This window comes from Vibrio phycocola, assembly GCF_053850235.1.
Genome location: NZ_JBSQDJ010000013.1, coordinates 16361 through 37851 on the forward strand (window position 1 = coordinate 16361; position 21491 = coordinate 37851).

The following is a 21491-nucleotide window of genomic DNA, read 5'->3' on the forward strand; positions in this document are numbered from 1 at the left end:
TATCTGTCAGCTTTTATTTTGTTCTTTCTTGCGTAATTTATGTTCTTCTAAAAGGTTTTCTGGTGGCGGTGGCATTTGCAAAAAATAACCGTCATTGGTGAGCGATTCGGTCACCTTATCCACATCCACACGGGCAAGTGTTTTCCCATCAAGAAGCATTGTCATTACGAGTGTCGGTTTACCGAACATCGTCATCAATGGCTCAGGTACAGCAGAGAAATCATCTTTCTTTAGAATATAAAGGTAAGCACCTTCCTTCTTGGAACCTTTGTAAATAGTGCAGAGCATGGCGTAACTTTCCTAGTTTTTAATCAGTTTACTTGAAGTGATGTCGCAAAATAGAATTCATTTGCTATTTTGTGTGAATTTGAGTCAATTAAAAGTCAGATAACTTGCTGAATTCATACAGTGAATATAACATGGCAAGTCTAGTTTCAGGCAAGTTCCTTTCTGAATTGTTTCACTGGTTGAGGTCTATATTTTTAATGTCTACATCTCCTGACCTAAAAGGCAGTAGTTTTACGTTGTCAGTACTCCACTTGGCAGATAACGAAATTACCAATGTCGTCGATTTCCTAAAGGAGAAAGTAGCACAAGCTCCTGCTTTTTTCTCTTCAGCTCCAATTGTGATTGATATCTCTCAAGTGGAAGAAGACATCGATTATCACGCGCTAAAAGATGGCATATCTCAAGCTGGGTTAATCCCTGTCGGCATCACTGGATTCAAAGATAAACGAATTCAAGAAGAAGCGACAAATGCCGGCCTTGCCGTATTAAAAGCAAGCAAAACACCAAAAGTTGCGATTGAGGAACCAGCCGAGAAACCGGTGCCTCGCGCTCAAGTTGAGGCGGCACCTGTTCAAGCGTCGGAACCAGAAATGATTCCGACGAAGATTATCCGCACGCCAATACGTTCTGGTCAGCAAATCTACGCTAAGAATTGTGATTTAATGATTTTTAATAACGTAGGCGCAGGCGCAGAAGTTATCGCGGACGGTTCTATCCATATCTATGGCACATTGCGTGGACGCGCGATTGCCGGAGCAAAAGGTCATAAAGACGCCACAATTATTTGTAGCGACCTGCAAGCAGAACTGATTTCCATCGCTGGAAATTACTGGGTTAGTGATCAAATTGGTGAAGAACTTTGGCAAAAGCATGTCGTCGTTACCACAACGACCGATACCTTAAATGTCGATCTTCTCACAGTATAAGAATAAATAAGGAAAACAAATGGCACGCATTATTGTTGTTACATCAGGTAAAGGTGGTGTAGGAAAAACAACGTCAAGTGCAGCGATTGCCGCTGGACTGGCATTACGAGACAAAAAAACGGTTGTGATCGATTTCGATATCGGTCTGCGTAACCTCGATTTGATCATGGGTTGTGAGCGTCGCGTCGTCTATGACTTCGTTAACGTTATCAACGGTGAAGCAACGCTTAATCAAGCTCTAATTAAAGATAAGCGTTCAGAGAACCTATTTATTCTTCCTGCATCACAAACACGTGATAAAGACGCACTTAACAAAGAAGGCGTTCAGCGCATTCTTAATGAACTCAGTGAAATGGACTTTGATTTCGTTATCTGTGATTCACCTGCAGGGATCGAACAAGGTGCATTGATGGCACTTTACTACGCCGATGAAGCCATCATAACCACCAACCCTGAAGTCTCTTCTGTTCGTGACTCAGACCGTATCCTTGGCATATTAGATTCAAAATCGATGCGTGCTGAACAAGCAGAAGAGCCTGTTAAACAACACTTATTGATTACTCGCTACAACCCAGCTCGAGTGACGACAGGTGAAATGTTAAGCGTAGAAGATGTGGAAGAAATTCTTCACATTCCATTGCTAGGTGTTATTCCAGAAAGCCAAGCGGTACTGAATGCATCAAACAGTGGCGTACCTGTCATCTTTGACGAAGAGTCTAGTGCTGGCCAGGCCTATGGCGATGCGGTTGAGCGCCTGTTAGGTAATGAAGTGAAATTCCGTTTTCTGACTGAACAGAAAAAAGGCATCTTCAAACGACTATTCGGAGGTTAAGTGATATGTCATTACTTTCGTTTTTTCGTCCTAAGCAAAAAGCCACCGCGAATGTTGCTAAAGAACGTTTGCAAATCATTGTTGCAGAACGCAGAAGTCAGGAAGATCCAGCGCCAAGCTATCTTCCGCAGTTGAAGAAAGACATTCTTGAAGTGATTGCAAAATACGTCGACATTGATCCCAATATGGTTGATCTCTCTTTTGATTCAAAAGATGACGATATTTCCGTTCTTGAGCTCAACGTCAAGCTTCCAGATGAAGTGAAGTAGTTCAGGTTCAAAAACCAAAAAAGGGAATCAATCGATTCCCTTTTTTATTATTACTTTCGCATCTTTACCTGTGTTAATTCTTCGACATCATCAAATGCACAGTTAACGTTTACATCTTGGGTGCAGTTGGGATAAGTTCTTGCAGCATTAGCCCCACAAGCTCTTTACGCCATCCTTTCATCAAATCGGGTAGTTGCTCACTTCGTTTGCCTTCGGCTTTCCACTGATGGCTAATGAGCTGATTGATTTGCTTACGAGAAGCAATAAATTCTGGCGATAATCCACTTTGCTCCGACGCTTTTTTCACTTTGTCTTTAAGGGTCTTAAATAGCTGTTTATAACCGGGATAATCATTCAATGGAACAATCGCAGCAGGATAGTCTGCTTCGGCCACATCACCACTTTGCTTAACCAACTGGATGAGTTTTCGACCATGACGCTTTAACGCCATCTGATCGATACCTTCTTGCGCCATACTCTGTTCACTGGATAATTCCAAACGAGCAATTTGCAGAAGATCGTTTTCTCGGATAACAAAGTTGAGCGCAAGATCTCGCCTTTGTGCTTCATGGAGACGCCACTTGGCAAGAAGTTGTAAGGTTGCCAATGCTCTGGGTTTCAGGCTCCACGCCCCTTTGATATCAACGTACGCTAACTCGTCTGGGGTTGTTTGTAAGCGTTTATCGATTTGTAACTGAGACTCTTGCAGTGCAGACTCCCACCACCCTTTTTCTTGCACTTTTTCCAATAAGGCAGTGTATAGCGGGGCCAAATAAATCACGTCTGCCGCAGCGTAATCGAGCTGTTTTACCGTTAAAGGGCGCGCAATCCAATCGGCTCGAGATTCGCTTTTATCCAACTCAACACCCACATACTCTTTCACTAATGCTGCAAACCCAGTAGAGACGCCATAACCTAGAAACGCAGCAAGAATCTGGGTATCAATCATTGGGGTTGGCACACAACCTAACGCATGTTGAAACACTTCAATGTCTTCACCACAAGCATGCAGCACTTTGAGTACTGAGGTGTCTTGCAGCAATTCTGCTAACGGAGTTAAGTCTGAAATCGCAACGGGGTCGATCAATGATGTTGTCGTTCCATCAAATAATTGAATCAATCCCAAGCGGGGATGGTAAGTTCTAATTCGAACAAATTCGGTATCAAGCATCACAGTGTCTGCCAATCTGGCAGCCTGACAGGTTTTCACTAGATCCTCGTAGTGGGTAATTATTTGATAACTCACCTAATTGCTTCTCTTATTTGATGTGTGGCTTATAAATGCATAATGCCGACGTTGTGTCGGCATTATTACGGATTGATCTAGTGAAGTCACTTATTTAGCATTATTTTCTTCACGGAGTGCGCGGCGTAATATCTTCCCAACACTCGATTTCGGCAATTCTTGACGAAATTCGATTAACTTAGGAACTTTATAACCGGTTAAGTTCTTACGGCAATGAGCAATAATATCGTCGACACTGAGCTTGAGATCTTTTCTGACCACATACAGCTTCACCACTTCTCCCGACACTTCGTGAGGTTGGCCGATCGCAGCCACTTCGATTACGCTAGGGTGCATGGCAACGACTTCTTCGATCTCATTAGGGTAAACATTAAAACCCGAGACCAAAATCATGTCTTTTTTGCGATCGACAATATAAATCAGCCCTTGCTCATCCATACGTACGATATCGCCAGTACTTACCCAACCTTCATCATCCAGGACTTCTTTCGTGTCCTCCGGTCGGTTCCAATACTGCGCCATCACTTGCGGGCCACGAACTTGTAGCTCGCCAACCTGATCAAAGCCAACCACATCGCCATGTTCATTGACTAAACGAACCTCGGTTGAAGGCACAGGTACACCAATCGATCCAGTGTAGTCTTTGGTGTCATAAGGGTTTCCCGCCACCAATGGAGAGCATTCGGTTAAGCCATATCCTTCGAGAAGATGAAGCCCGGTGATCTCTTTCCATTTTTCAGCCACCGCGCGTTGTACCGACATGCCACCACCCACACATAGATGAAGATGATCAAAATTAACTTCAGCAAATTCCTTATTGTTAACCAATGCATTGAATAACGTGTTGACGCCAGTCATAGCTGTCACATTGTGAGCTTTTAGTTCCTTGATAAAAGACGGAATATCACGTGGATTAGTAATCAATAGATTGCAGCCACCCATTTCCAAAAACAGTAGGCAATTCACACTCAATGCATAGATGTGATACATCGGTAATGCGGTTACCACTAACTCTTTTCCAGATGTCAAAGCCGCACCATAAGCCGCTCTCGTCTGCATCAAGTTAGCCACCATATTTCGGTGACTTAATACCGCACCTTTCGAACCACCGGTGGTGCCACCGGTGTATTGTAAAAACGCCGTATCGGAGCTACTTATCTCTGGCTTGGTATACGGAAGATCACGACCTTTGCGCACCGCCTTTCGCATCGAAATCGCACCCGGCATATAGTATTTTGGTACCATACGCTTAACGTACTTCACTACGAAATTCACCACGGTGCCTTTGACACGAGGCAACATTTGACCAAGATTGGTTATGATGACGTGTTTAACGGAAGTGCGCTTTATTACTTGCTGCAAGGAGTTGGCAAAATTAGACACGATAACAATCGCACTCACTTGAGCATCATTTAACTGATGTTCTAACTCTCGAGGTGTGTAGAGTGGGTTCACATTGACCACCACCATACCAGCTCGCAAAATCCCAAATAATGCGACCGGATATTGCAATAGATTAGGCATCATCAGGGCAACACGATCGCCCTTTTCCAACTTGAGATCATTTTGAAGGTACGCAGCAAAAGCACGGCTACGTTCCTCAAGTTGGCGAAAACTCATCGTCGCACCCATATTAATAAATGCGGTTTGCTCACCGTACTTAGCTACGGCCTGTTCGAATACTTCGATTAACGATGAATACTCATCAGGGTTAATCGTTTCCGGTACCCCATCGGGATAACGTTTTAACCATGGCTTTTCCACGTCGATACTCCTAAATATTGGCATGGTTGCCGATTATTTTTATTGTTGAAATGATATTGAGTTCCAATGTAAACAAACGAGTTGCGCTAAACGTTTCGGATGTTCTAAATGACAATAGTGGCCACCAGAGAAATGGTGTATCTGTGAATGATCGGGCCGCCAACACGATAGATCGTTACGTTGCGTCACCAAACCATTCTCAGCCACGACAATGTCGAATGGCACTTCTATCTGCGCTAAATAATGTTCAACTTGTTCACATGACATTCGATAAAGCGACTGTGCGCTTAATTTACTGTCTGCTCTCCATCGCCACTGTTGATCCGAGCATTCAACACCTCGCTCAACAAGAGCATAAACCAACGATTGATCTAACTGCGTCGTCTTCACTTTGTGCGCTAACGCAGCCTCAAAACTGGCGTATCCTTTACGCGGCTTACTTCGAACACGATGGCGACTAATCACCCCGTTACGCAGTCGATCGACCGCATTATCAGACTCTTCGCCTAAAGGGCCAATACCATCAATCTGAATTAGGCCGAGCACTTGCTCAGGAAAGGCGGCACTATAGCAACTCGCTATTAATCCACCAAGTGAGTGACCCACCAAAACGCAACTTTTGAGAGATAATTTACGTAAAAGCTGATGAAGATCATCGATATAGTCGTGAAAAGGATAAAAATTGCTCAAATCTTTGTGACTTGAGTGACCGTGACCGACAAGATCAAATGCCACTTGGTGAGTGTTTGGCTCAGTTAATGCGACGTGCTCCATCACCGAATAAAAACTGGCTGCGTTATCAAGCCAACCATGAAGATAGACAATACTGGGTTTGTCGGCTGAAGGGGTTCCGTATTCAACACAGGCAATTTTGATGGGTTCTACGTCGACATAAAAGGCGCGCAATGATGTTTGAAATGTCATGATGAAGTTCTAAATTGAAAGGAAAGTAACCAACACCTAAAGAGGCTAAACATACATGTCGACACCCAACATTTGAGATAACTCTTCTCTCTTGTTGTGCGACATAACGTCAAAATACTGTTGCATTGCTTTACGCGATTTTCCTTCTGGAAGATCATATTGCACTTGGCTTTGTTGATAGTCATCGCTTTTCATTGCCTTGACCGATAAAGCAACGGCACTAGCAACGGCATTTTTTGAGCTTGGTGACGTAATAACCGATTGGTTATCTGCAATGTGAGCAGGTTGAGTCGACTGGGTAGTATGGCTTTTCTCCGTAGATTGAATTGAAGACGTCGCGTCACTTCTACTAACGTTAGTGTTTGCCATCGTATTACGATCAACACCCTGCCCTTGATTCGGCTTAGTCGAGTTAAGGTTGGTGTTGTTATTGAGCAACACAAAGCCAGTTGAATTGTTAATCGAAACCATACTTTTCCCCTGCCGTTATGCTATTCGCGTCCCGGCAATTTTTTCCACGCAACTTTATCTCGTAAATACACAGGACTCGACTCTTCCACCGTGACGGTATCCCCTTTAGCAAAAGCAAATTTAGCCAAAAAGGCCATATCTTCGGCATCGGGATAAAGGACATTTCCTGTTGTTGTCTCTAATTGTAGCTCAGATAACGCATCATGGTAGGCATCCCATCCTGTGCCCGCCTGAGTCCATACTTTATCATCGTTCTTTAGCTCAGCTAAATGCTGCGGTGGTATCACCATTTCGTCACCAAGACACGCCCAATCGCCGTCTGACTGACGCTCATACCTTGCCCAGTATACTTCAGACATACGCGCATCAATTGCGCTCGCGACACAGTGACTACCGGATTCCCGATAGCTCCCTTGTGCCATCGCCGCTAAAGTTGATACCGGAATCATCGGCAACTCTGCACCGAAAGCCAAGCCTTGTGCGATACCAATACCAATTCTAACACCGGTAAAGCTTCCCGGGCCACGGCCAAAGGCTAACGCATCGAGTTCGGAAAGCGCCACTCCAGCTTCCTTTAATACTTCATCCACCATAGGCAGCACTTTTTTTGTGTGGTCTCGTGGCGCAATTTCTCGACGGACAAAATACGTATCATTGATCACCAAGGCAACGGAACAATTCTCCGTGGAAGTATCAATTGCTAGAATTTTCATGCTTATATTGTTCTCTATCTGTACTGTTCTTAACTTAGGCGACCAGTGTTCTTACTGTGCCAGAAATTGGGTAATAATATTCAAATCTCGTGTCCGAGGAATCGGCGGCAAACTTTTCAAAAAAAGCGCGCCATACTCTCGAGTCACCAAACGATTATCGCAAATAATTAACGCACCACGATCGGAGGTATCACGAATCAAACGTCCAACGCCCTGCTTTAATGCAATAACCGCATCGGGCAATTGAACTTGAGCAAAAGGATCGCCACCTTGTATCCGACAATCTTCAATTCTGGCTTTCAGTAAAGGATCGTCGGGTGCGGTAAAAGGCAATTTGTCGATAATAACACAGCTCAACGTATCACCTCTAACGTCAATTCCTTCCCAAAATGCGCCAGTCGCGACCAAAAGTGCATTACCCAGCTCCATAAACTCCGAAAGCGTTTTTTGTTTGGTGGTTTCACCTTGCAGCAATACCGGTAAATCAAGCCTTTCACGAAATCGCTCACCCAAGTCACGCATCATACTGTGTGACGTACATAAGAAAAAGCAGCGTCCCTGATTTCCTTCAATAACCGGAGAGAGGTATTCGACTAATTTTTTCGCCATTTCTGGGCTATTGGGTTCGGGTAAATAGCGTGGCACACACAGACGTGCCTGACTTGGATAATCAAATGGGCTGGGTAGCGAAAACTGCTGTTTAGGGGTTAGCCCGAGGCGATTGGAGAAATGACCAAAATCATTATTTACCGCCAAGGTTGCCGAGGTAAATACCCATGCCCCTGGCTGTAAGCCCATTTGCTCATGAAATTTATCGGCAACAGAAAGCGGTGTGATATTTAAAGAGGCGTGACGCGGCGTGGTATCAAACCAGTATGAATACCCAGGAATGCTCACATCACAAACACGGTCCAGCCGTCCTTTAATATTGGATGCTCGCTCAAATGCCGTATCCAGTAACTGACTTCTCCCCAAAGCCAATTTAAGCACTTCTAATGCAAAGTCTAGAGATTCATTCAAACGCTCGATAGCTTGTTGCACTTCAATCTTCTCTAGTGCTTCACGCCAATTACCGCGAAAGTTTGAATCTCCAAGTACAATTCGCAAGTCCGCTCCGGTTTGCTGTACTTTTTGCGCGACTTTTTGCAGCTGACGCATATCACGCGCTTCCGTGCGATAGCCAATTTCAATATCTTTTGCGAGTTCTTGAATTTGCCGAGTCGACAACGACTGACCAAAATATTGACTGGCAATATCTGGTAACTGATGCGCCTCATCGAAAATAAAGACACTCGCTTCAGGTATTAACTCCCCAAAGCCAGTTTCCTTGATTGCTAAATCGGCGAGAAAAAGATGATGGTTTACGACAACGACATCGGCTTCCATTGCTTTACGACGCGCTTTAGACACAAAACAGTCGCTAAAGCTTGGACACTCTTTCCCTAAACAATTGTCGTTAGTGGAGGTAATGCTGGAAATGATCGGGCTGTCTTCGGCAATGGCATCACAATCGCCCAAATCTCCCGTTTTCGTTTCCGACGACCAACTGCGCACTTTCACTAGTTGCCCAAGTGAGTGTGCATCAACATCAGGTTGGTGCGTTTCGACAATTTGACGGCTCAAGCGATCATGACATAGGTAGTTCGAGCGCCCTTTGAGCAAAGCAACGTTACCGGTGAAGCCCAATGCCTCCATTATTAGAGGTAAATCGCGGTGAAACAGTTGCTCTTGAAGGTTTTTGGAACCGGTACTGATAATGACTTTTTGATTACTCAATAACGCGGGCACAAGATAGGCAAAGGTTTTCCCAGTCCCCGTTCCGGCTTCAACCACAAGTTGACTTTGTTGCTGAATCGCTTTATCGACGGCAACCGCCATATCAATCTGAGCTTGTCGTGGTTGAAATCCTTTTATGGCTTTCCCCAATGCGCCTTGGGGGGAGAATGCTTTGGTGATCATAATAGAAAGCGTAAGTCATCGATAAAGCGATTATGGCAGGTTTGAATCGACAGCGCGAACTCAATTATCGCAATTAAATACTGATAAAAAAGGCGCACAGTTCTGCTTTTACTATCGCGTTCAAGCGTAAGATAGACGTGGCCAAAATAGCGGCCACAATGATTGGTTAAATCAAGACAAGGTAAATTAGTTTAGTTATTCGGTTGAAAGTCTCGGTAGAATAGATTAATTATAGCGCCTATAGTGCAAAGCGAATCGTCGCTTAATACATACCTATTTAATAATTGAAGCTAAAAAATGTCGCCGGAATCCCTATTAATGGAAAAGAAAACGCTCCTTACACATTGTAATGATGCACCGGGTCTTATATCTAAGATCACGAATATCTGTTACAAACATGAACTTAACATCGTTCACAATAATGAATTTGTTGATAACTCAACCAATCACTTCTTTATGCGTACCGAGCTTGAAGGATATTTCAACGATCGTACTTTACTTGCCGATCTGTCTCATGCACTCCCAGATGGCGCAGAGCACCGACTCGTCAACTCTGGTCGAAAGAAAATCGTTATTCTTGTAACAAAAGAAGCGCACTGTTTAGGTGATATTTTAATGAAAAGCTACGATGGCAGCTTAGATGTTGAGATTGCCGCCGTAGTGGGCAACCACAATACTCTACAATCGCTGACTGAACGCTTTGATATTCCTTACCACTATGTGTCTCATGAAGGACTTAGCCGAGAAGAGCATGAAGCACAGTTAAGCGCTGTTATCGATCCTTACCAAGCTGATTATTTGGTACTGGCAAAATATATACGCATACTGACGCCAAATTTTGTCGAGAGATACAACAAACGTATTATTAATATTCACCACAGTTTCTTGCCCGCATTTATCGGTGCCAAGCCGTACCTACAAGCATTTGAACGTGGTGTGAAAATTATTGGCGCCACCGCTCACTTTGTCACCAACGACTTAGATGAAGGGCCAATTATTAAACAAGATGTCATTCCAGTCGATCACTCTTTTAGTGCGCAAGACATGGCTCAGGCCGGTCGTGATGTTGAAAAAAACGTGTTAAGCCGTGCACTTAGTAAAGTCCTCAATGACCATGTGTTCGTTCACGGAAACAAAACAGTTATCTTATAAAGCTCCGAAATAAAACAAAAACGAGATAATTTCTGATTATCTCGTTTTTTTTGACTACATTTTATTAATACTATCGCCATGATCCACCTTCGGTACGAGTAGCACATTTGTTCTATTTAACTGAATAACGTAGGATTGATGACTATCAACTAAAAAACACACCAAGCTAATATATCAATAAAGGGTAATTAGCGGAGAATAAAAAAAATATGTTGTTGAAAAATCTCGGTTGGATATTAAAAACAATTTGGAAATGCATTACCTATACTCGAGTCGCGCTTGCTAATCTCATTTTTATTGCTCTCATTGTCCTGATCTTTGTCTCTTTCAATCAAAAAACGGATATCGAGCAATCGACAGTTGAGCCTTCTGCATTAGTCTTGAATATTTCAGGCCCAATTGTCGAAAAGAGCACACGAGTAAGTGCCATCGATTCACTAGGTAACTCAGTACTAGGACAATCCTTACCTCAAGAGAATGTATTGTTTGATATTGTTGATGCCATTCGTGCAGCAAAAAGTGATGATAATATTACAGGGATAGTCCTTAGCCTTAGCAATATGGCGAACACCAATGTCACCAAACTCGATTACATAGCCAAAGCACTGCAAGAGTTTAAAACATCCGGAAAACCCGTTTATGCCTCTGGTGACTTCTACAGCCAGAGTCAATACTACCTTGCAAGTTATGCTGACAAAGTATTCCTGTCTCCCAATGGTGGCGTATTACTAAAAGGGTACAGTAGCTATCCAATGTACTACCGTCGCCTATTAGAAAAGATGGATATTACTACTCACGTTTTTCGTGTTGGTACCTATAAATCGGCCGTTGAACCCTTTATCCGCAACGGAATGTCCCCTGAAGCCAAAAAAGCTAACCTAGTTTGGTTAAATCAGTTATGGGATTCTTACTTGGATAAAGTGAGTACGAATCGTAAAATTGAACCTCAATCGTTGAACTTGACTGAGAAGCAATTTATCAGTCAATTCAAACAAGCCGATGGCAGCATGGCAACCTTAGCACTGAACCTAGGTTTGGTGGATGAACTAGCCTCTAGGCCAATGATCAGACAAGAGCTTTCCGACATATTCGGCAGCGATCATGATGGTGGCTATCGACGTGTCAGTTTGTATAACTATTTATCGACGATTAATTTCCCTGAATCTCACTCCTCTGATCAAATCGCCGTGATTGTTGCCAGTGGCGCCATAATGGACGGACATCAACCCGCTGGACGCTTAGGTGGTGACGATATTGCTGCACAACTGCACAAAGCACGTATCAACAGAAACGTAAGAGCCGTTGTGTTACGAGTCGATAGCCCAGGTGGAAGTGCGTTTGCCTCAGAGGTAATTCGTAACGAAATAGAAGAATTAAGAGCAGCAAATAAACCGGTAGTCGTATCAATGTCCAGCCTTGCGGCGTCGGGTGGGTACTGGATTGCAATGAGTGCAAATAAAATTATCGCATCGCCAACAACACTCACCGGCTCTATCGGTATTTTTTCAGTCATTCCAACGTTTGAAAAAGCCATGGATAAGCTCGGTGTCTCTACCGATGGTGTTGGGACAACACTATTTTCAGGTGAAAGCGTAACAAAGGGTTTATCTCGAAGTGCCCAACAAACAATGCAACTTGCGATTGAAAATGGCTACAAGACCTTTATTTCTCTTGTATCAGAGAATCGTGATATCGGACTTGCTGAAGTTGATAAGATTGCCCAGGGCCGCGTATGGACCGGTAAAGACGCTTTAAACCTTGGCTTGGTGGATCAATTAGGCGATTTTGATGATGCCGTCAGTGCCGCTGCGACATTAGCTGATATCAGTGATTATAGATTGCAGTGGCTGAAAGAGCCGGAATCAATGACTGAACAAGTTCTAAATGAACTACTTTCTGGTGCTCAAAGTCATATAGGTATTCAACTTGAGAGCGTTATTCCTCCTGCACTAAAAGGCGTTTCCAATCAGGTACTCGCAGATGTATCTCTATTGAATCAGTTTAATGACCCTCACGGGCAATACGCTTTGTGTCTTACCTGTCAGACAGAATAAGAGACAAAACCATTTAGAAAAGGAACGTCAAATACGGATTTCGACGTTCCTCTTCTGATCACCTCAGATTCCGCTATAATTCTTGCACTCCCTATAATTAAGCTGTCGACCTCTCAATGACTAGAAAACACATTTATATCGCCTACACAGGCGGCACGATCGGAATGCAAAAGTCGGATCATGGTTTTGTTCCTGTTGCGGGCTACATGAAAAAGCAGCTCGAAAGTATGCCTGAATTTCATCGTTCTGAGATGCCTCTTTATACCATTCATGAGTATGAGCCCCTGATTGACTCATCAGATATGAGCCCTAAGGATTGGCAACAGATTGCGGATGACATTCGTGATAACTATGAAAAATATGACGGCTTTGTCATCCTTCATGGCACTGACACCATGGCATTCACCGCTTCTGCGTTGTCTTTTATGTTGGAAAACCTTGGTAAACCGGTCATTGTAACAGGCTCCCAAATACCACTTGCCCAACTCCGTTCAGATGGCCAAGCGAACCTTTTAAACGCTTTACACATCGCCGCGAATTACCCAATAAATGAAGTTACACTTTTCTTTAATAACCAGCTAATGCGGGGCAATCGCAGTACTAAATCCCATGCAGATGGTTTTAGTGCCTTTACTTCGCCCAATTTACCGCCATTACTTGAAGCAGGAATAAACATCAAGCTCAGCAGTGGTGTGCAGCTCAGTAAGCCTGTACCAGAAAAGTTTCATGTTAGCCGGATCACCCCTCAACCTATCGGAGTGATTACGATGTATCCGGGGATATCTCATGAGGTCATTCGCAACACATTGCAACAACCCGTCAATGCCATGATCTTACTGACTTTTGGCGTTGGGAACGCGCCTCAAAACCCGGAATTATTAGCTCAATTAAAGGAAGCTTCCGAACGTGGTGTTATTGTGATCAACTTAACTCAGTGTCTTGCCGGAAAAGTCAATATGGGCGGCTATGCAACAGGGTGTTCGCTTGCTGATGCTGGCGTAATTAGTGGTTATGACATGACGCCAGAAGCGGCTCTAGCCAAGCTCCATTACTTATTAAGTAAAGAGCTCAGCTATGAAGAAGTGAAACAACAAATGCAATTGGTGTTACGGGGTGAGATGTCATTGTAAAACGACAACTAGGTAGCAATCACTAGCCTTGGTTGCTTCATTGATACTGACTTATTCAGAATCGTTAGGATTGACACGTAATATCTCGTCTCCAGCGTTAGAAAATGACTGTTTGAACTCATTTTTAGACTTAATATGCAATTCTCCACCCGCTGCAACTGTCATATGTTCAGGTTGTTTATTATGCTTAGATTGATAGAGCATCATGGCTTGAATACAAGATTCTCTTTGCTCTGGTGATAGAGCATTACCTTCAGGCCATTTGCCCGTTTCAACGGCATAGACTATTCGTTGAAACGCTTCGGGAGTGATTGTGTCGACCAACTGTTGAACATTCATAACATATTTCTCTTAAATTTTTTACCAACATAGCCGCTATATATTTTGCGTCAAGTTGGGAAAAATAAATCGGTGTGATAGATCACAAGCCTATGAAAAATGCACAACTAAAACTCTGCCTAACAATCTTGTTATCAGCCTTGTTGGTTGGGTGTTTTGAAAATAAACGCGATACCAAGCAGCTTTGTGCCGCGACGCCTGAACTTCGCTGCGATGAACTTAACATCAATGATGGTCAATGCCGAATAACCCGAACCGATTTAATCTGGCATCGCCGAACGGTATTAAGAGATCCGAGTGACGTGAATAAAATCAAAGAATACCAATTGACTCAAGAGTACCGCCTTTGCATGGAGGTCGCTGCTCAACTGCAACCTATTGATAAACCTCTTATGAAACAGCGGCGCTTCGAATCATTAGTCAATGCTGGCAACAATCTCGATAGAATCAGTAACGAGCTCCACCAATTCCGTACACCGGAAGCGCTCTACTTTCTCTGGAGTCAAAATAACGATAAAGATGCACGTAGAGAGTTTCTCCAAATGGAGCGTTCTCCTGAACTCCAAACGGCTCGACTGCAATATGCCCTTGCTACCTTCTATACCGATGTCGACCAGAACAAAACTCTCAAGCTGCTTAACCGTGCTCTTGAATTAACGTCTGGGCCAAAACAGCTAAATACAGAAATCTTAGAATCACTGGCCAGTATCAACCAGTTAATCAATCAAAAGGAACGGTCATACATTTGGGCAATGGTCGCCAAGGAGTTTAACGTCCCAATTGTCGACCAAGACCAATTGGCGTTACTTTACCATTTCGACGACACAAAAATGGACCAATTGAACGAGATCGTTTCAGATGTTATCAGCGCGATAAACAAGGGGAAATATCGTTCAGATATCATCCCTGACCCTATCAATTAACTCAAACCGTTTACAAATATAGATGGCACTATTAGAAAGTAAAAAACTACATTTGATCAATTTTCATCATCATTTTTGAAAATTAATGACACTGAATTCACACAGTAGCGCATACCAGTAGTGTCAGGACCATCTTCAAAGGCGTGGCCCAAATGACTATCGCAAGATGCGCAACGAATTTCGCTACGAACCATTCCATGGCTATTATCAACGACGTATCGTATTGATGATTCTGTTATCGGCTTATCAAAACTTGGCCAGCCACAGCCAGAATCATATTTATTTTCTGAGCGAAATAACTCTACAGAACAACATGTGCAATGATATAAGCCTGTACTTTTATTATGCAGAAGTTTTCCGCTAAATGGCGCTTCCGTTCCACGCAGTCGACAAACGTCAAATTCTTCTTTGGTAAGGCGTTGACGCCAATATTCATCCGATTTATTCACCTGATTAAACGTATCATCCACTATCGATTTTCCTTTATAATCGCAACAATAAACTGTAATTTTTCACTGAAATACTTGCACTGATCACGTGTTGTAGCACATACTTCGTATACTTAACAATCTTCATTGATATGTTTAACAGTACCAATGAAATGTTAATTATGTACTTATAACTAGCAAAGAACGGTTTAACAACAAGTAAAAAATATAATCTCTCGCGGCCGATAGCAAAAAAAAGCTAAGTTTTTTTTTGACATTAAACAAGTTAAGTCCGATTATCGGTTGCGAATTGTTACTGGTTTCTGTAATTTTACTACCAGTTTATCTTTCATCATAAATTAAGTTGTGGAGCAACTAATAATGACTATTAAAGTAGGTATCAACGGTTTTGGCCGTATCGGTCGTTTCGTATTCCGTGCTTCTGTAGAGCGCAATGACATCGACGTTGTAGGTATTAATGACCTTATCGACGTAGATTACATGGCATACATGCTAAAGTACGATTCAACTCACGGTCGCTTTAACGGTACTGTTGAAGTTAAAGACGGTAACCTAGTAGTAAACGGTAACGTTGTACGCGTTACTGCTGAACGTAACCCTACAGACCTTAAGTGGGATGAAATCGGTGTTGATGTTGTAGCTGAAGCAACTGGTATTTTCCTAACTGACGAAACTGCACGTCAGCACATCACTGCTGGTGCGAAGAAAGTCGTTCTTACTGGTCCATCTAAAGACGCGACTCCAATGTTCGTTAACGGTGTAAACTTCGACACTTACGCTGGTCAAGACATCGTTTCTAACGCTTCTTGTACTACTAACTGTCTAGCGCCTATCGCTAAAGTACTTAACGACAAGTTCGGTATCGAATCTGGTCTTATGACAACAGTTCACGCGACTACAGCAACTCAAAAAACTGTTGACGGTCCATCTGCTAAAGACTGGCGCGGTGGTCGTGGTGCTTCTCAAAACATCATCCCATCTTCAACTGGTGCTGCTAAAGCTGTAGGCGTTGTACTTCCTGAAGTAAACGGTCTTCTAACTGGTATGGCTTTCCGTGTACCAACTGCTAACGTTTCTGTTGTTGACCTTACAGTTAACCTTAAAAACGGTGCTTCTTACGAAGCTATCTGTGCAGCTATGAAAGAAGCTTCTGAAGGCGAAATGGCTGGTGTTCTTGGTTACACTGAAGACGCTGTTGTTTCTCAAGATTTCATCGGTGAAACTTGTACTTCTGTATTCGATGCTGCTGCTGGTATCGCTCTTAACGATAAATTCGTTAAAGTTGTATCTTGGTACGATAACGAAATCGGTTACTCAAACAAAGTTCTTGACCTAGTCGCTCACATCTCTAAATAAGAGTAGCGTTTAGCATAACTTGTTTATAAAGGCGGCCAATGGTCGCCTTTTTATTTGCAGAAATTCACTACACTTACTCTGTGATCATCCACACTTCTCATTATAATTACCCATATTCCGTGTGCCTGTTGTTCGCAGAAAACAAAAAGGAATAGATGTTATGGATCTTTCTACTCTTCCTGCCATAGCGGCGCTGTCAAATAACATTTCAATTGTAGAATACCAACAACTAAAGTTAATCCGTGTCTTGCATGAGAAAGCTACTGCTGCTATCTCGTTATTTGGTGGGCACGTCGTCTCTTTCTCGCCAAATGGTCAAGATGATCTCATTTGGATGAGTCAAGAATCTAAGTTGGACGGAAAAACCGCAATTCGTGGTGGTATACCGCTATGCTGGCCTTGGTTTGGTCGAATTGGAAATCCAGCACACGGCTTTGCCCGGATCCAAGAGTGGTCATTAGTCGAACATAGAGAAAGCAACGAGGGAGTGGTCGTAACTCTAGGCTTAACGGCCAACGATGAAACTCGCGCTATCTGGCCATATGAGTTTTCCCTTCTGCTCCATATTGCGATTTCCGACACCCTAGATGTACAACTTGAAATAAACAATACTGACGCAAAAGCTTGGACATTCTCGGGTGCGCTGCATTCTTATCTCAACGTCGGCGATATCCAGCAAGTGACAACGACTGGGATGGGCAGTGAATACATCGATAAATTGCTTGATAGTAAAATTTGTAGAGGCGATGATTCTCTTCAATTAACGGATACAATTGATCGCGTTTACACCAAACCTGAAGATAAAATCACGGTGACTGATCCAGTATTAAAACGTCAAATTTTGGTTGAAAACAGTGGCCATAACTCAGCAGTTCTATGGAACCCTTGGTCTGCGGGTTCACAATCAATGCCTGACATGCAAAACGACGCATACCTAACCATGTTTTGTGTTGAATCAACCGTTCATGCTCCTTGTCTTTCTTCTGGAATAACACTTCAACCAGAAGAAACGCATATTTTGACAACTCGTATTGGATATCAGCCTTTATAACGTTACGATTACAAAGGGTAGAACCCCTACCCTTTTCACCTTTCTACCCTGACTTTTTTGAAATAACCAATGAGTGATTTATGACTTACCAATGCCCGCTATGTGAGAATACATTAATACAAAATAGTGGCAGTTATACCTGTGAACATAACCACCAATTCGATATTGCAAAGGAAGGATATGTCAATCTAATGCCGGTTCAGCATAAGCGTTCTAAAGATCCCGGCGACAATAAAGAGATGATGACCGCTCGTCGGCAATTTCTTGCCACTGGACATTATCATCCTCTCCGCGACGCCATCGGTAATCTATTACAAAAGAATCAAGTAAGTTCTCTACTTGATATCGGGTGCGGCGAAGGCTATTACACGGATTACTTTCGAGGCCAGTTGACAGCGGCAAATCATAAAGCCTCTGTCTATGGTCTTGATATCTCGAAGATAGCCATTCGCTACGCAGCGAAATCCTACCCTGATAGCCACTTTTGTGTCGCATCAAGTCAGCGACTCCCATTTACAGATAACGGCCTTGATGCTGTAGTTCGAATTTACGCGCCATGCAACGATGATGAACTTATGCGAGTTGTTAAAGATAAAGGTATCGTTATCACAGTGACACCAGCTGGACGTCACCTTTACCAACTTAAGTCACTGATTTACCAAGATGTGAGACTGCATGACGAGACTCCCGAGAATATCCCCAATTTTTCATTGATCAACGAGCAAGCGCTGCATTACACCATGTCATTGTCGGGTGAAAATGCTAGCCACTTATTGCAAATGACCCCTTTTGCATGGAAAGCGTCAGAAAGCGTAAAATTTAACCTAGCGCAGCAATCGGTGTTTGAATGCGATGCCCACTTTATGATTCGAATCTACCAGAAAATCTCACCACCAGCATAACTCGATCAGGTTGGCGTAATACTTGCTATCCTAACCGTTAGTAGACGATAAAATGAGCACCTTCAGAAAATAATGATGAAATAGTGCTCAACATTTCGCTTTACACGCCGATATAGTCATGAGGAAACTGGTGGGAGCATGTTATGGATGTAGCAAAAACAGATAATACAATAACGAATACATCTTCAATACTTAAACCGAAGGATTCTCCCGAGAAGCCTGACAAAGCAACGTTATTAGAATCTGTAACAAAAGTAGAAGCAAATAAAGTGACTCTGTCTGAAGAAGGCAAAGCACTGCTTAGTGCTCTCCAAGACATAGAAGGAAAAGAGGCTAAAGCCAGCGATAAAGATAAAACCGTTGGTGATAAAGTGGAGTCCTTCACTTATGGTGCACTGGGTATGGAGCATCCAGAAAAACTTGAAGAAGAAAAAGACGATTCCTACTCTGCCGGTCAATATCTCTCTGGTGCAGCAACAATTGGAACAATCTTACTTGCACTTGCCTAGATAATTACGTAACGACACCCACTGTTAAAAATAAAGCCAAGTTCAATCACTTGGCTTTATTTTCGCTAACTAACACTGTGTATATGAGACTCTGTAGGATACAAATCTCGATAATTCGTCTTGGCGACTGATACCGCATGATCGAGCTGATCAATGGTGACCGGATGAGCAAAATAATATCCCTGTAAGCTATTGCACCCTAGGTCGATCAAATAAATCGCATGCTCTGCTGTTTCAATACCTTCGCAACAACTGAACAAGTCCATTTTATTCGACAATTCGATAATAGAATTCAGTACCATTGCGTCTTTTTCACTATTCAATGCATTAAAGACAAATTGCCTGTCAATCTTTAACGTATCAATTTCGATACGTGTCAGGTAACTCAGTGACGAATATCCTGTCCCAAAATCATCTAGAGCTATCGTTCCACCTAATGATCGTATTCGTGAAAAGAAGTCATTGGCAATATCAAACTCTTCAAGAAAACTTGATTCTGTTATCTCAAATTGTAGTGACCGAATACTTTGCCCATTTTTTTGTAACGAAGACAGAATGTGCTGCTCTAAATTTGGTATCAACAAGTCTTTCGAGGAGATGTTCAATGACACAACCGTGTCAGCACCACAAATTTCCAATATCTGATTCAAATCTTGAGCAACATTAGATATAACCCAGTGAGTAATATCCCCAATACGTCCACCACTTTCGGCAATAGGAATAAACTCACCTGGCGAAATGAAGCCAAGATCGGGACTTTCCCAACGGATCAGAGCTTCGACAGAGTCAATATTCCCAGCGCTCGAGACTTTCGGCTGATAGCGTAAACTAAATTCCTTATTTTCAAGCGCTTGTGGAATTAGATTTACGATTTGAAGCTTTCTACTATTCTCATTTAGCATCTTCGGCTCAAATACCGTCGCTAACCCACGTCCCTCATTCTTAGATACATACATCGCGATATCGGCATTCGATATCAAAGAATCAACACTATAATTCGCCTGACTCCCCAAAGAAATTCCAATACTAACACCGGTGTGTATTTCCCATTTTCCGACCTTTACGGGTGATTTAAATTGCTCGATGATACGAGCGGCAATCGTTCTAACTAGTTCAATATCGATACCATCAATCAATACAACCAAAAATTCGTCACCAGCTAAGCGAGCAAGAATGTCATTGGGGCGCATGCAAGATTTCACTTCTTGACTGATTTTTATCAGCAGTTTATCGCCCGTTTCATGCCCTAATCGATCATTTACAGCCTTAAAACTATCAACATCAAAATAGAGAATCGCCACTTCATTTTGTTGAATCTTTGCTGTTTCCAAATGAAGATCTAAAAATTCAATAATATTGCGTCGATTTGGTAGATCGGTCAGTTGGTCAAAATTAGCAAGCTGATACATAGAGTCTTGCTGAGTGCGTAGGATGGCATTCTGCTCCTTGTTTAACTTGTTTTCTTTATTAATCGTCTCAAGCATCGAGTTGACATCGCGGCTCAAATTAGAAATTTCGTCGTTACCTTTCGTTTTAAAACGTAATGTGTAATCGCGAGTTCTCCCAATTAATCGTGTAAATTCAGATAAATCAATGAGAGGCGCAAACAGATGTTGAAAGAAATACCAAGTCAGTGAGAGCGAAATGAGTAGGACAATCACCACAAGTGGCATCGCGGTAGCAAAAAGTGCATCACGACTTTTAACAATAGGAGTTTTAAAATCTTGAACAACTTGCAAAAAGCCAATTGGATCAGCGACATCACCAATTGGGTACACCGCGACTAAATGATCTTCAATTCGACTAACCCCAATGGGCAGCTCCGACGGTGTGCTTTCGCTCGAAAACATGTATCCATTTAAAGGAATTGGAGTGATCTTTGGGCTAATATACCTTTCTAGAACCTGCCACTTCTCATCATAGATAAATGCAGAAATAATATGATCGTAGCGTTCAAAAATGAGAAGCTGGTTCTTGAGTTCAAAACTATCGGGCTGATCAACAAGATAGAGAAGAAGATCATCGGCAACATTCGCAGCCAACGCCTCGATATTATCTTCAACCGAATTAAGGTAAATTTGTTCATGCTCTTCTAAAGAGACAAAGAAAACCGCCAAAGCACATATCACAATCGATAATGTGCTAATCAAAAGGAACTTACCTCGTACACCGGTTAGTATTGTTTTTAATGAACGTAACACTATGGCTCCAATGACCAAGAAAGAGTCAATGCC

At 42.7% G+C, this 21491-nt stretch carries 21 protein-coding genes; 11 read left to right on the top strand and 10 right to left on the bottom strand.

Annotated features, from left to right (window positions below):
• Nucleotides 1-6: 6 nt before the first annotated feature.
• Entirely contained in the window at nt 7-288 is a 282-nt protein-coding gene (locus tag ACWU4D_RS16290; RefSeq protein WP_456052507.1) for a YcgL domain-containing protein, read from the bottom strand.
• Nucleotides 289-485: 197 nt separating this feature from the next.
• Between ACWU4D_RS16290 and minC the strand changes: the two genes are divergently transcribed.
• The 3 genes from minC to minE are packed head-to-tail and all read left to right on the top strand — an operon-like array spanning nt 486 to nt 2315.
• A complete protein-coding gene (gene minC, locus ACWU4D_RS16295) occupies nt 486-1214 on the top strand; it encodes a septum site-determining protein MinC (protein WP_456052508.1) in 729 nt (242 codons plus the stop codon).
• Between the two features lie 19 nt (nt 1215-1233).
• Entirely contained in the window at nt 1234-2046 is an 813-nt protein-coding gene (gene minD / locus ACWU4D_RS16300) for a septum site-determining protein MinD (RefSeq protein WP_456052509.1), read from the top strand.
• A gap of 5 nt (nt 2047-2051) precedes the next feature.
• Nucleotides 2052-2315, top strand: coding sequence for a cell division topological specificity factor MinE (minE, locus tag ACWU4D_RS16305; protein ID WP_456052510.1), 264 nt, complete (start codon nt 2052-2054; stop codon nt 2313-2315).
• Between the two features lie 109 nt (nt 2316-2424).
• On the opposite strand, the gene rnd is transcribed toward minE, so the two are convergent.
• From rnd to ACWU4D_RS16335, 6 genes are all read right to left on the bottom strand, one after another.
• Nucleotides 2425-3561: a ribonuclease D gene (gene rnd / locus ACWU4D_RS16310; RefSeq protein WP_456052511.1), complete on the bottom strand. Its 1137-nt coding sequence runs from the start codon at nt 3559-3561 to the stop codon at nt 2425-2427.
• Between the two features lie 90 nt (nt 3562-3651).
• On the bottom strand, nt 3652-5325 hold the full coding sequence (gene fadD / locus ACWU4D_RS16315) for a long-chain-fatty-acid--CoA ligase FadD (RefSeq protein WP_456052512.1): 1674 nt from the start codon (nt 5323-5325) through the stop codon (nt 3652-3654).
• A 39-nt stretch (nt 5326-5364) separates the two neighbouring features.
• Nucleotides 5365-6249: an alpha/beta fold hydrolase gene (locus ACWU4D_RS16320; protein ID WP_456052513.1), complete on the bottom strand. Its 885-nt coding sequence runs from the start codon at nt 6247-6249 to the stop codon at nt 5365-5367.
• A gap of 45 nt (nt 6250-6294) precedes the next feature.
• Entirely contained in the window at nt 6295-6720 is a 426-nt protein-coding gene (locus ACWU4D_RS16325) for a chromosome partitioning protein ParA (RefSeq protein ID WP_456052514.1), read from the bottom strand.
• Between the two features lie 20 nt (nt 6721-6740).
• A complete protein-coding gene (gene tsaB, locus ACWU4D_RS16330) occupies nt 6741-7439 on the bottom strand; it encodes a tRNA (adenosine(37)-N6)-threonylcarbamoyltransferase complex dimerization subunit type 1 TsaB (RefSeq protein ID WP_456052564.1) in 699 nt (232 codons plus the stop codon).
• Nucleotides 7440-7484: 45 nt separating this feature from the next.
• Nucleotides 7485-9392, bottom strand: a complete 1908-nt coding sequence (locus ACWU4D_RS16335; protein WP_456052515.1) for an ATP-dependent DNA helicase — start codon at nt 9390-9392, stop codon at nt 7485-7487.
• Nucleotides 9393-9710: 318 nt separating this feature from the next.
• Between ACWU4D_RS16335 and purU the strand changes: the two genes are divergently transcribed.
• From purU to ansA, 3 genes are all read left to right on the top strand, one after another.
• The gene (purU, locus tag ACWU4D_RS16340) at nt 9711-10544 is read left to right on the top strand and encodes a formyltetrahydrofolate deformylase (RefSeq protein ID WP_456052516.1); all 834 of its coding nucleotides are present in this window, start codon (nt 9711-9713) and stop codon (nt 10542-10544) included.
• Between the two features lie 209 nt (nt 10545-10753).
• Nucleotides 10754-12598, top strand: coding sequence for a signal peptide peptidase SppA (gene sppA, locus ACWU4D_RS16345; RefSeq protein WP_456052517.1), 1845 nt, complete (start codon nt 10754-10756; stop codon nt 12596-12598).
• 116 nt (nt 12599-12714) lie between these two features.
• Nucleotides 12715-13728 carry an asparaginase gene (ansA, locus tag ACWU4D_RS16350; RefSeq protein WP_456052518.1) on the top strand — a complete coding sequence of 338 codons (1014 nt, stop codon included), beginning with the start codon at nt 12715-12717 and terminating at the stop codon, nt 13726-13728.
• 51 nt (nt 13729-13779) lie between these two features.
• On the opposite strand, the gene ACWU4D_RS16355 is transcribed toward ansA, so the two are convergent.
• Nucleotides 13780-14067: a YeaC family protein gene (locus tag ACWU4D_RS16355; protein WP_456052519.1), complete on the bottom strand. Its 288-nt coding sequence runs from the start codon at nt 14065-14067 to the stop codon at nt 13780-13782.
• 92 nt (nt 14068-14159) lie between these two features.
• Between ACWU4D_RS16355 and ACWU4D_RS16360 the strand changes: the two genes are divergently transcribed.
• On the top strand, nt 14160-14990 hold the full coding sequence (locus tag ACWU4D_RS16360; protein ID WP_456052520.1) for a DUF2989 domain-containing protein: 831 nt from the start codon (nt 14160-14162) through the stop codon (nt 14988-14990).
• Between the two features lie 56 nt (nt 14991-15046).
• Here the strand turns inward: ACWU4D_RS16360 and msrB are convergent, their stop codons facing one another.
• Entirely contained in the window at nt 15047-15460 is a 414-nt protein-coding gene (msrB, locus tag ACWU4D_RS16365) for a peptide-methionine (R)-S-oxide reductase MsrB (RefSeq protein ID WP_456052521.1), read from the bottom strand.
• Nucleotides 15461-15799: 339 nt separating this feature from the next.
• Here msrB and gap point away from each other — a divergent pair, with 339 nt between their 5' ends.
• The 4 genes from gap (at nt 15800) to ACWU4D_RS16385 (ending at nt 19257) form a co-directional block, all read left to right on the top strand.
• Nucleotides 15800-16795 (top strand): type I glyceraldehyde-3-phosphate dehydrogenase, encoded by a 996-nt coding sequence (gene gap, locus ACWU4D_RS16370; RefSeq protein WP_456052522.1) that lies wholly within the window; start codon nt 15800-15802, stop codon nt 16793-16795.
• A gap of 160 nt (nt 16796-16955) precedes the next feature.
• Entirely contained in the window at nt 16956-17846 is an 891-nt protein-coding gene (locus ACWU4D_RS16375; protein WP_456052523.1) for a D-hexose-6-phosphate mutarotase, read from the top strand.
• A gap of 80 nt (nt 17847-17926) precedes the next feature.
• Nucleotides 17927-18748: a 23S rRNA (guanine(745)-N(1))-methyltransferase gene (rlmA, locus tag ACWU4D_RS16380; protein WP_456052524.1), complete on the top strand. Its 822-nt coding sequence runs from the start codon at nt 17927-17929 to the stop codon at nt 18746-18748.
• Between the two features lie 143 nt (nt 18749-18891).
• The gene (locus ACWU4D_RS16385) at nt 18892-19257 is read left to right on the top strand and encodes a hypothetical protein (protein ID WP_456052525.1); all 366 of its coding nucleotides are present in this window, start codon (nt 18892-18894) and stop codon (nt 19255-19257) included.
• 65 nt (nt 19258-19322) lie between these two features.
• Here ACWU4D_RS16385 and ACWU4D_RS16390 read toward each other — a convergent pair whose 3' ends face one another.
• Nucleotides 19323-21458 carry an EAL domain-containing protein gene (locus ACWU4D_RS16390; protein WP_456052526.1) on the bottom strand — a complete coding sequence of 712 codons (2136 nt, stop codon included), beginning with the start codon at nt 21456-21458 and terminating at the stop codon, nt 19323-19325.
• Nucleotides 21459-21491: the final 33 nt, after the last annotated feature.

Coding starts and splice junctions, on each gene's coding strand:
- ACWU4D_RS16290 (WP_456052507.1), bottom strand. CDS start 288: ATGCTCTGCACTATTTACAAAGGTTCCAAGAAGGAAGGTGCTTACCTT.
- minC (WP_456052508.1), top strand. CDS start 486: ATGTCTACATCTCCTGACCTAAAAGGCAGTAGTTTTACGTTGTCAGTA.
- minD (WP_456052509.1), top strand. CDS start 1,234: ATGGCACGCATTATTGTTGTTACATCAGGTAAAGGTGGTGTAGGAAAA.
- minE (WP_456052510.1), top strand. CDS start 2,052: ATGTCATTACTTTCGTTTTTTCGTCCTAAGCAAAAAGCCACCGCGAAT.
- ACWU4D_RS16320 (WP_456052513.1), bottom strand. CDS start 6,249: ATGACATTTCAAACATCATTGCGCGCCTTTTATGTCGACGTAGAACCC.
- ACWU4D_RS16325 (WP_456052514.1), bottom strand. CDS start 6,720: ATGGTTTCGATTAACAATTCAACTGGCTTTGTGTTGCTCAATAACAAC.
- ACWU4D_RS16335 (WP_456052515.1), bottom strand. CDS start 9,392: ATGATCACCAAAGCATTCTCCCCCCAAGGCGCATTGGGGAAAGCCATA.
- purU (WP_456052516.1), top strand. CDS start 9,711: ATGGAAAAGAAAACGCTCCTTACACATTGTAATGATGCACCGGGTCTT.
- sppA (WP_456052517.1), top strand. CDS start 10,754: ATGTTGTTGAAAAATCTCGGTTGGATATTAAAAACAATTTGGAAATGC.
- ansA (WP_456052518.1), top strand. CDS start 12,715: ATGACTAGAAAACACATTTATATCGCCTACACAGGCGGCACGATCGGA.
- ACWU4D_RS16355 (WP_456052519.1), bottom strand. CDS start 14,067: ATGAATGTTCAACAGTTGGTCGACACAATCACTCCCGAAGCGTTTCAA.
- ACWU4D_RS16360 (WP_456052520.1), top strand. CDS start 14,160: ATGAAAAATGCACAACTAAAACTCTGCCTAACAATCTTGTTATCAGCC.
- gap (WP_456052522.1), top strand. CDS start 15,800: ATGACTATTAAAGTAGGTATCAACGGTTTTGGCCGTATCGGTCGTTTC.
- ACWU4D_RS16375 (WP_456052523.1), top strand. CDS start 16,956: ATGGATCTTTCTACTCTTCCTGCCATAGCGGCGCTGTCAAATAACATT.
- rlmA (WP_456052524.1), top strand. CDS start 17,927: ATGACTTACCAATGCCCGCTATGTGAGAATACATTAATACAAAATAGT.
- ACWU4D_RS16385 (WP_456052525.1), top strand. CDS start 18,892: ATGGATGTAGCAAAAACAGATAATACAATAACGAATACATCTTCAATA.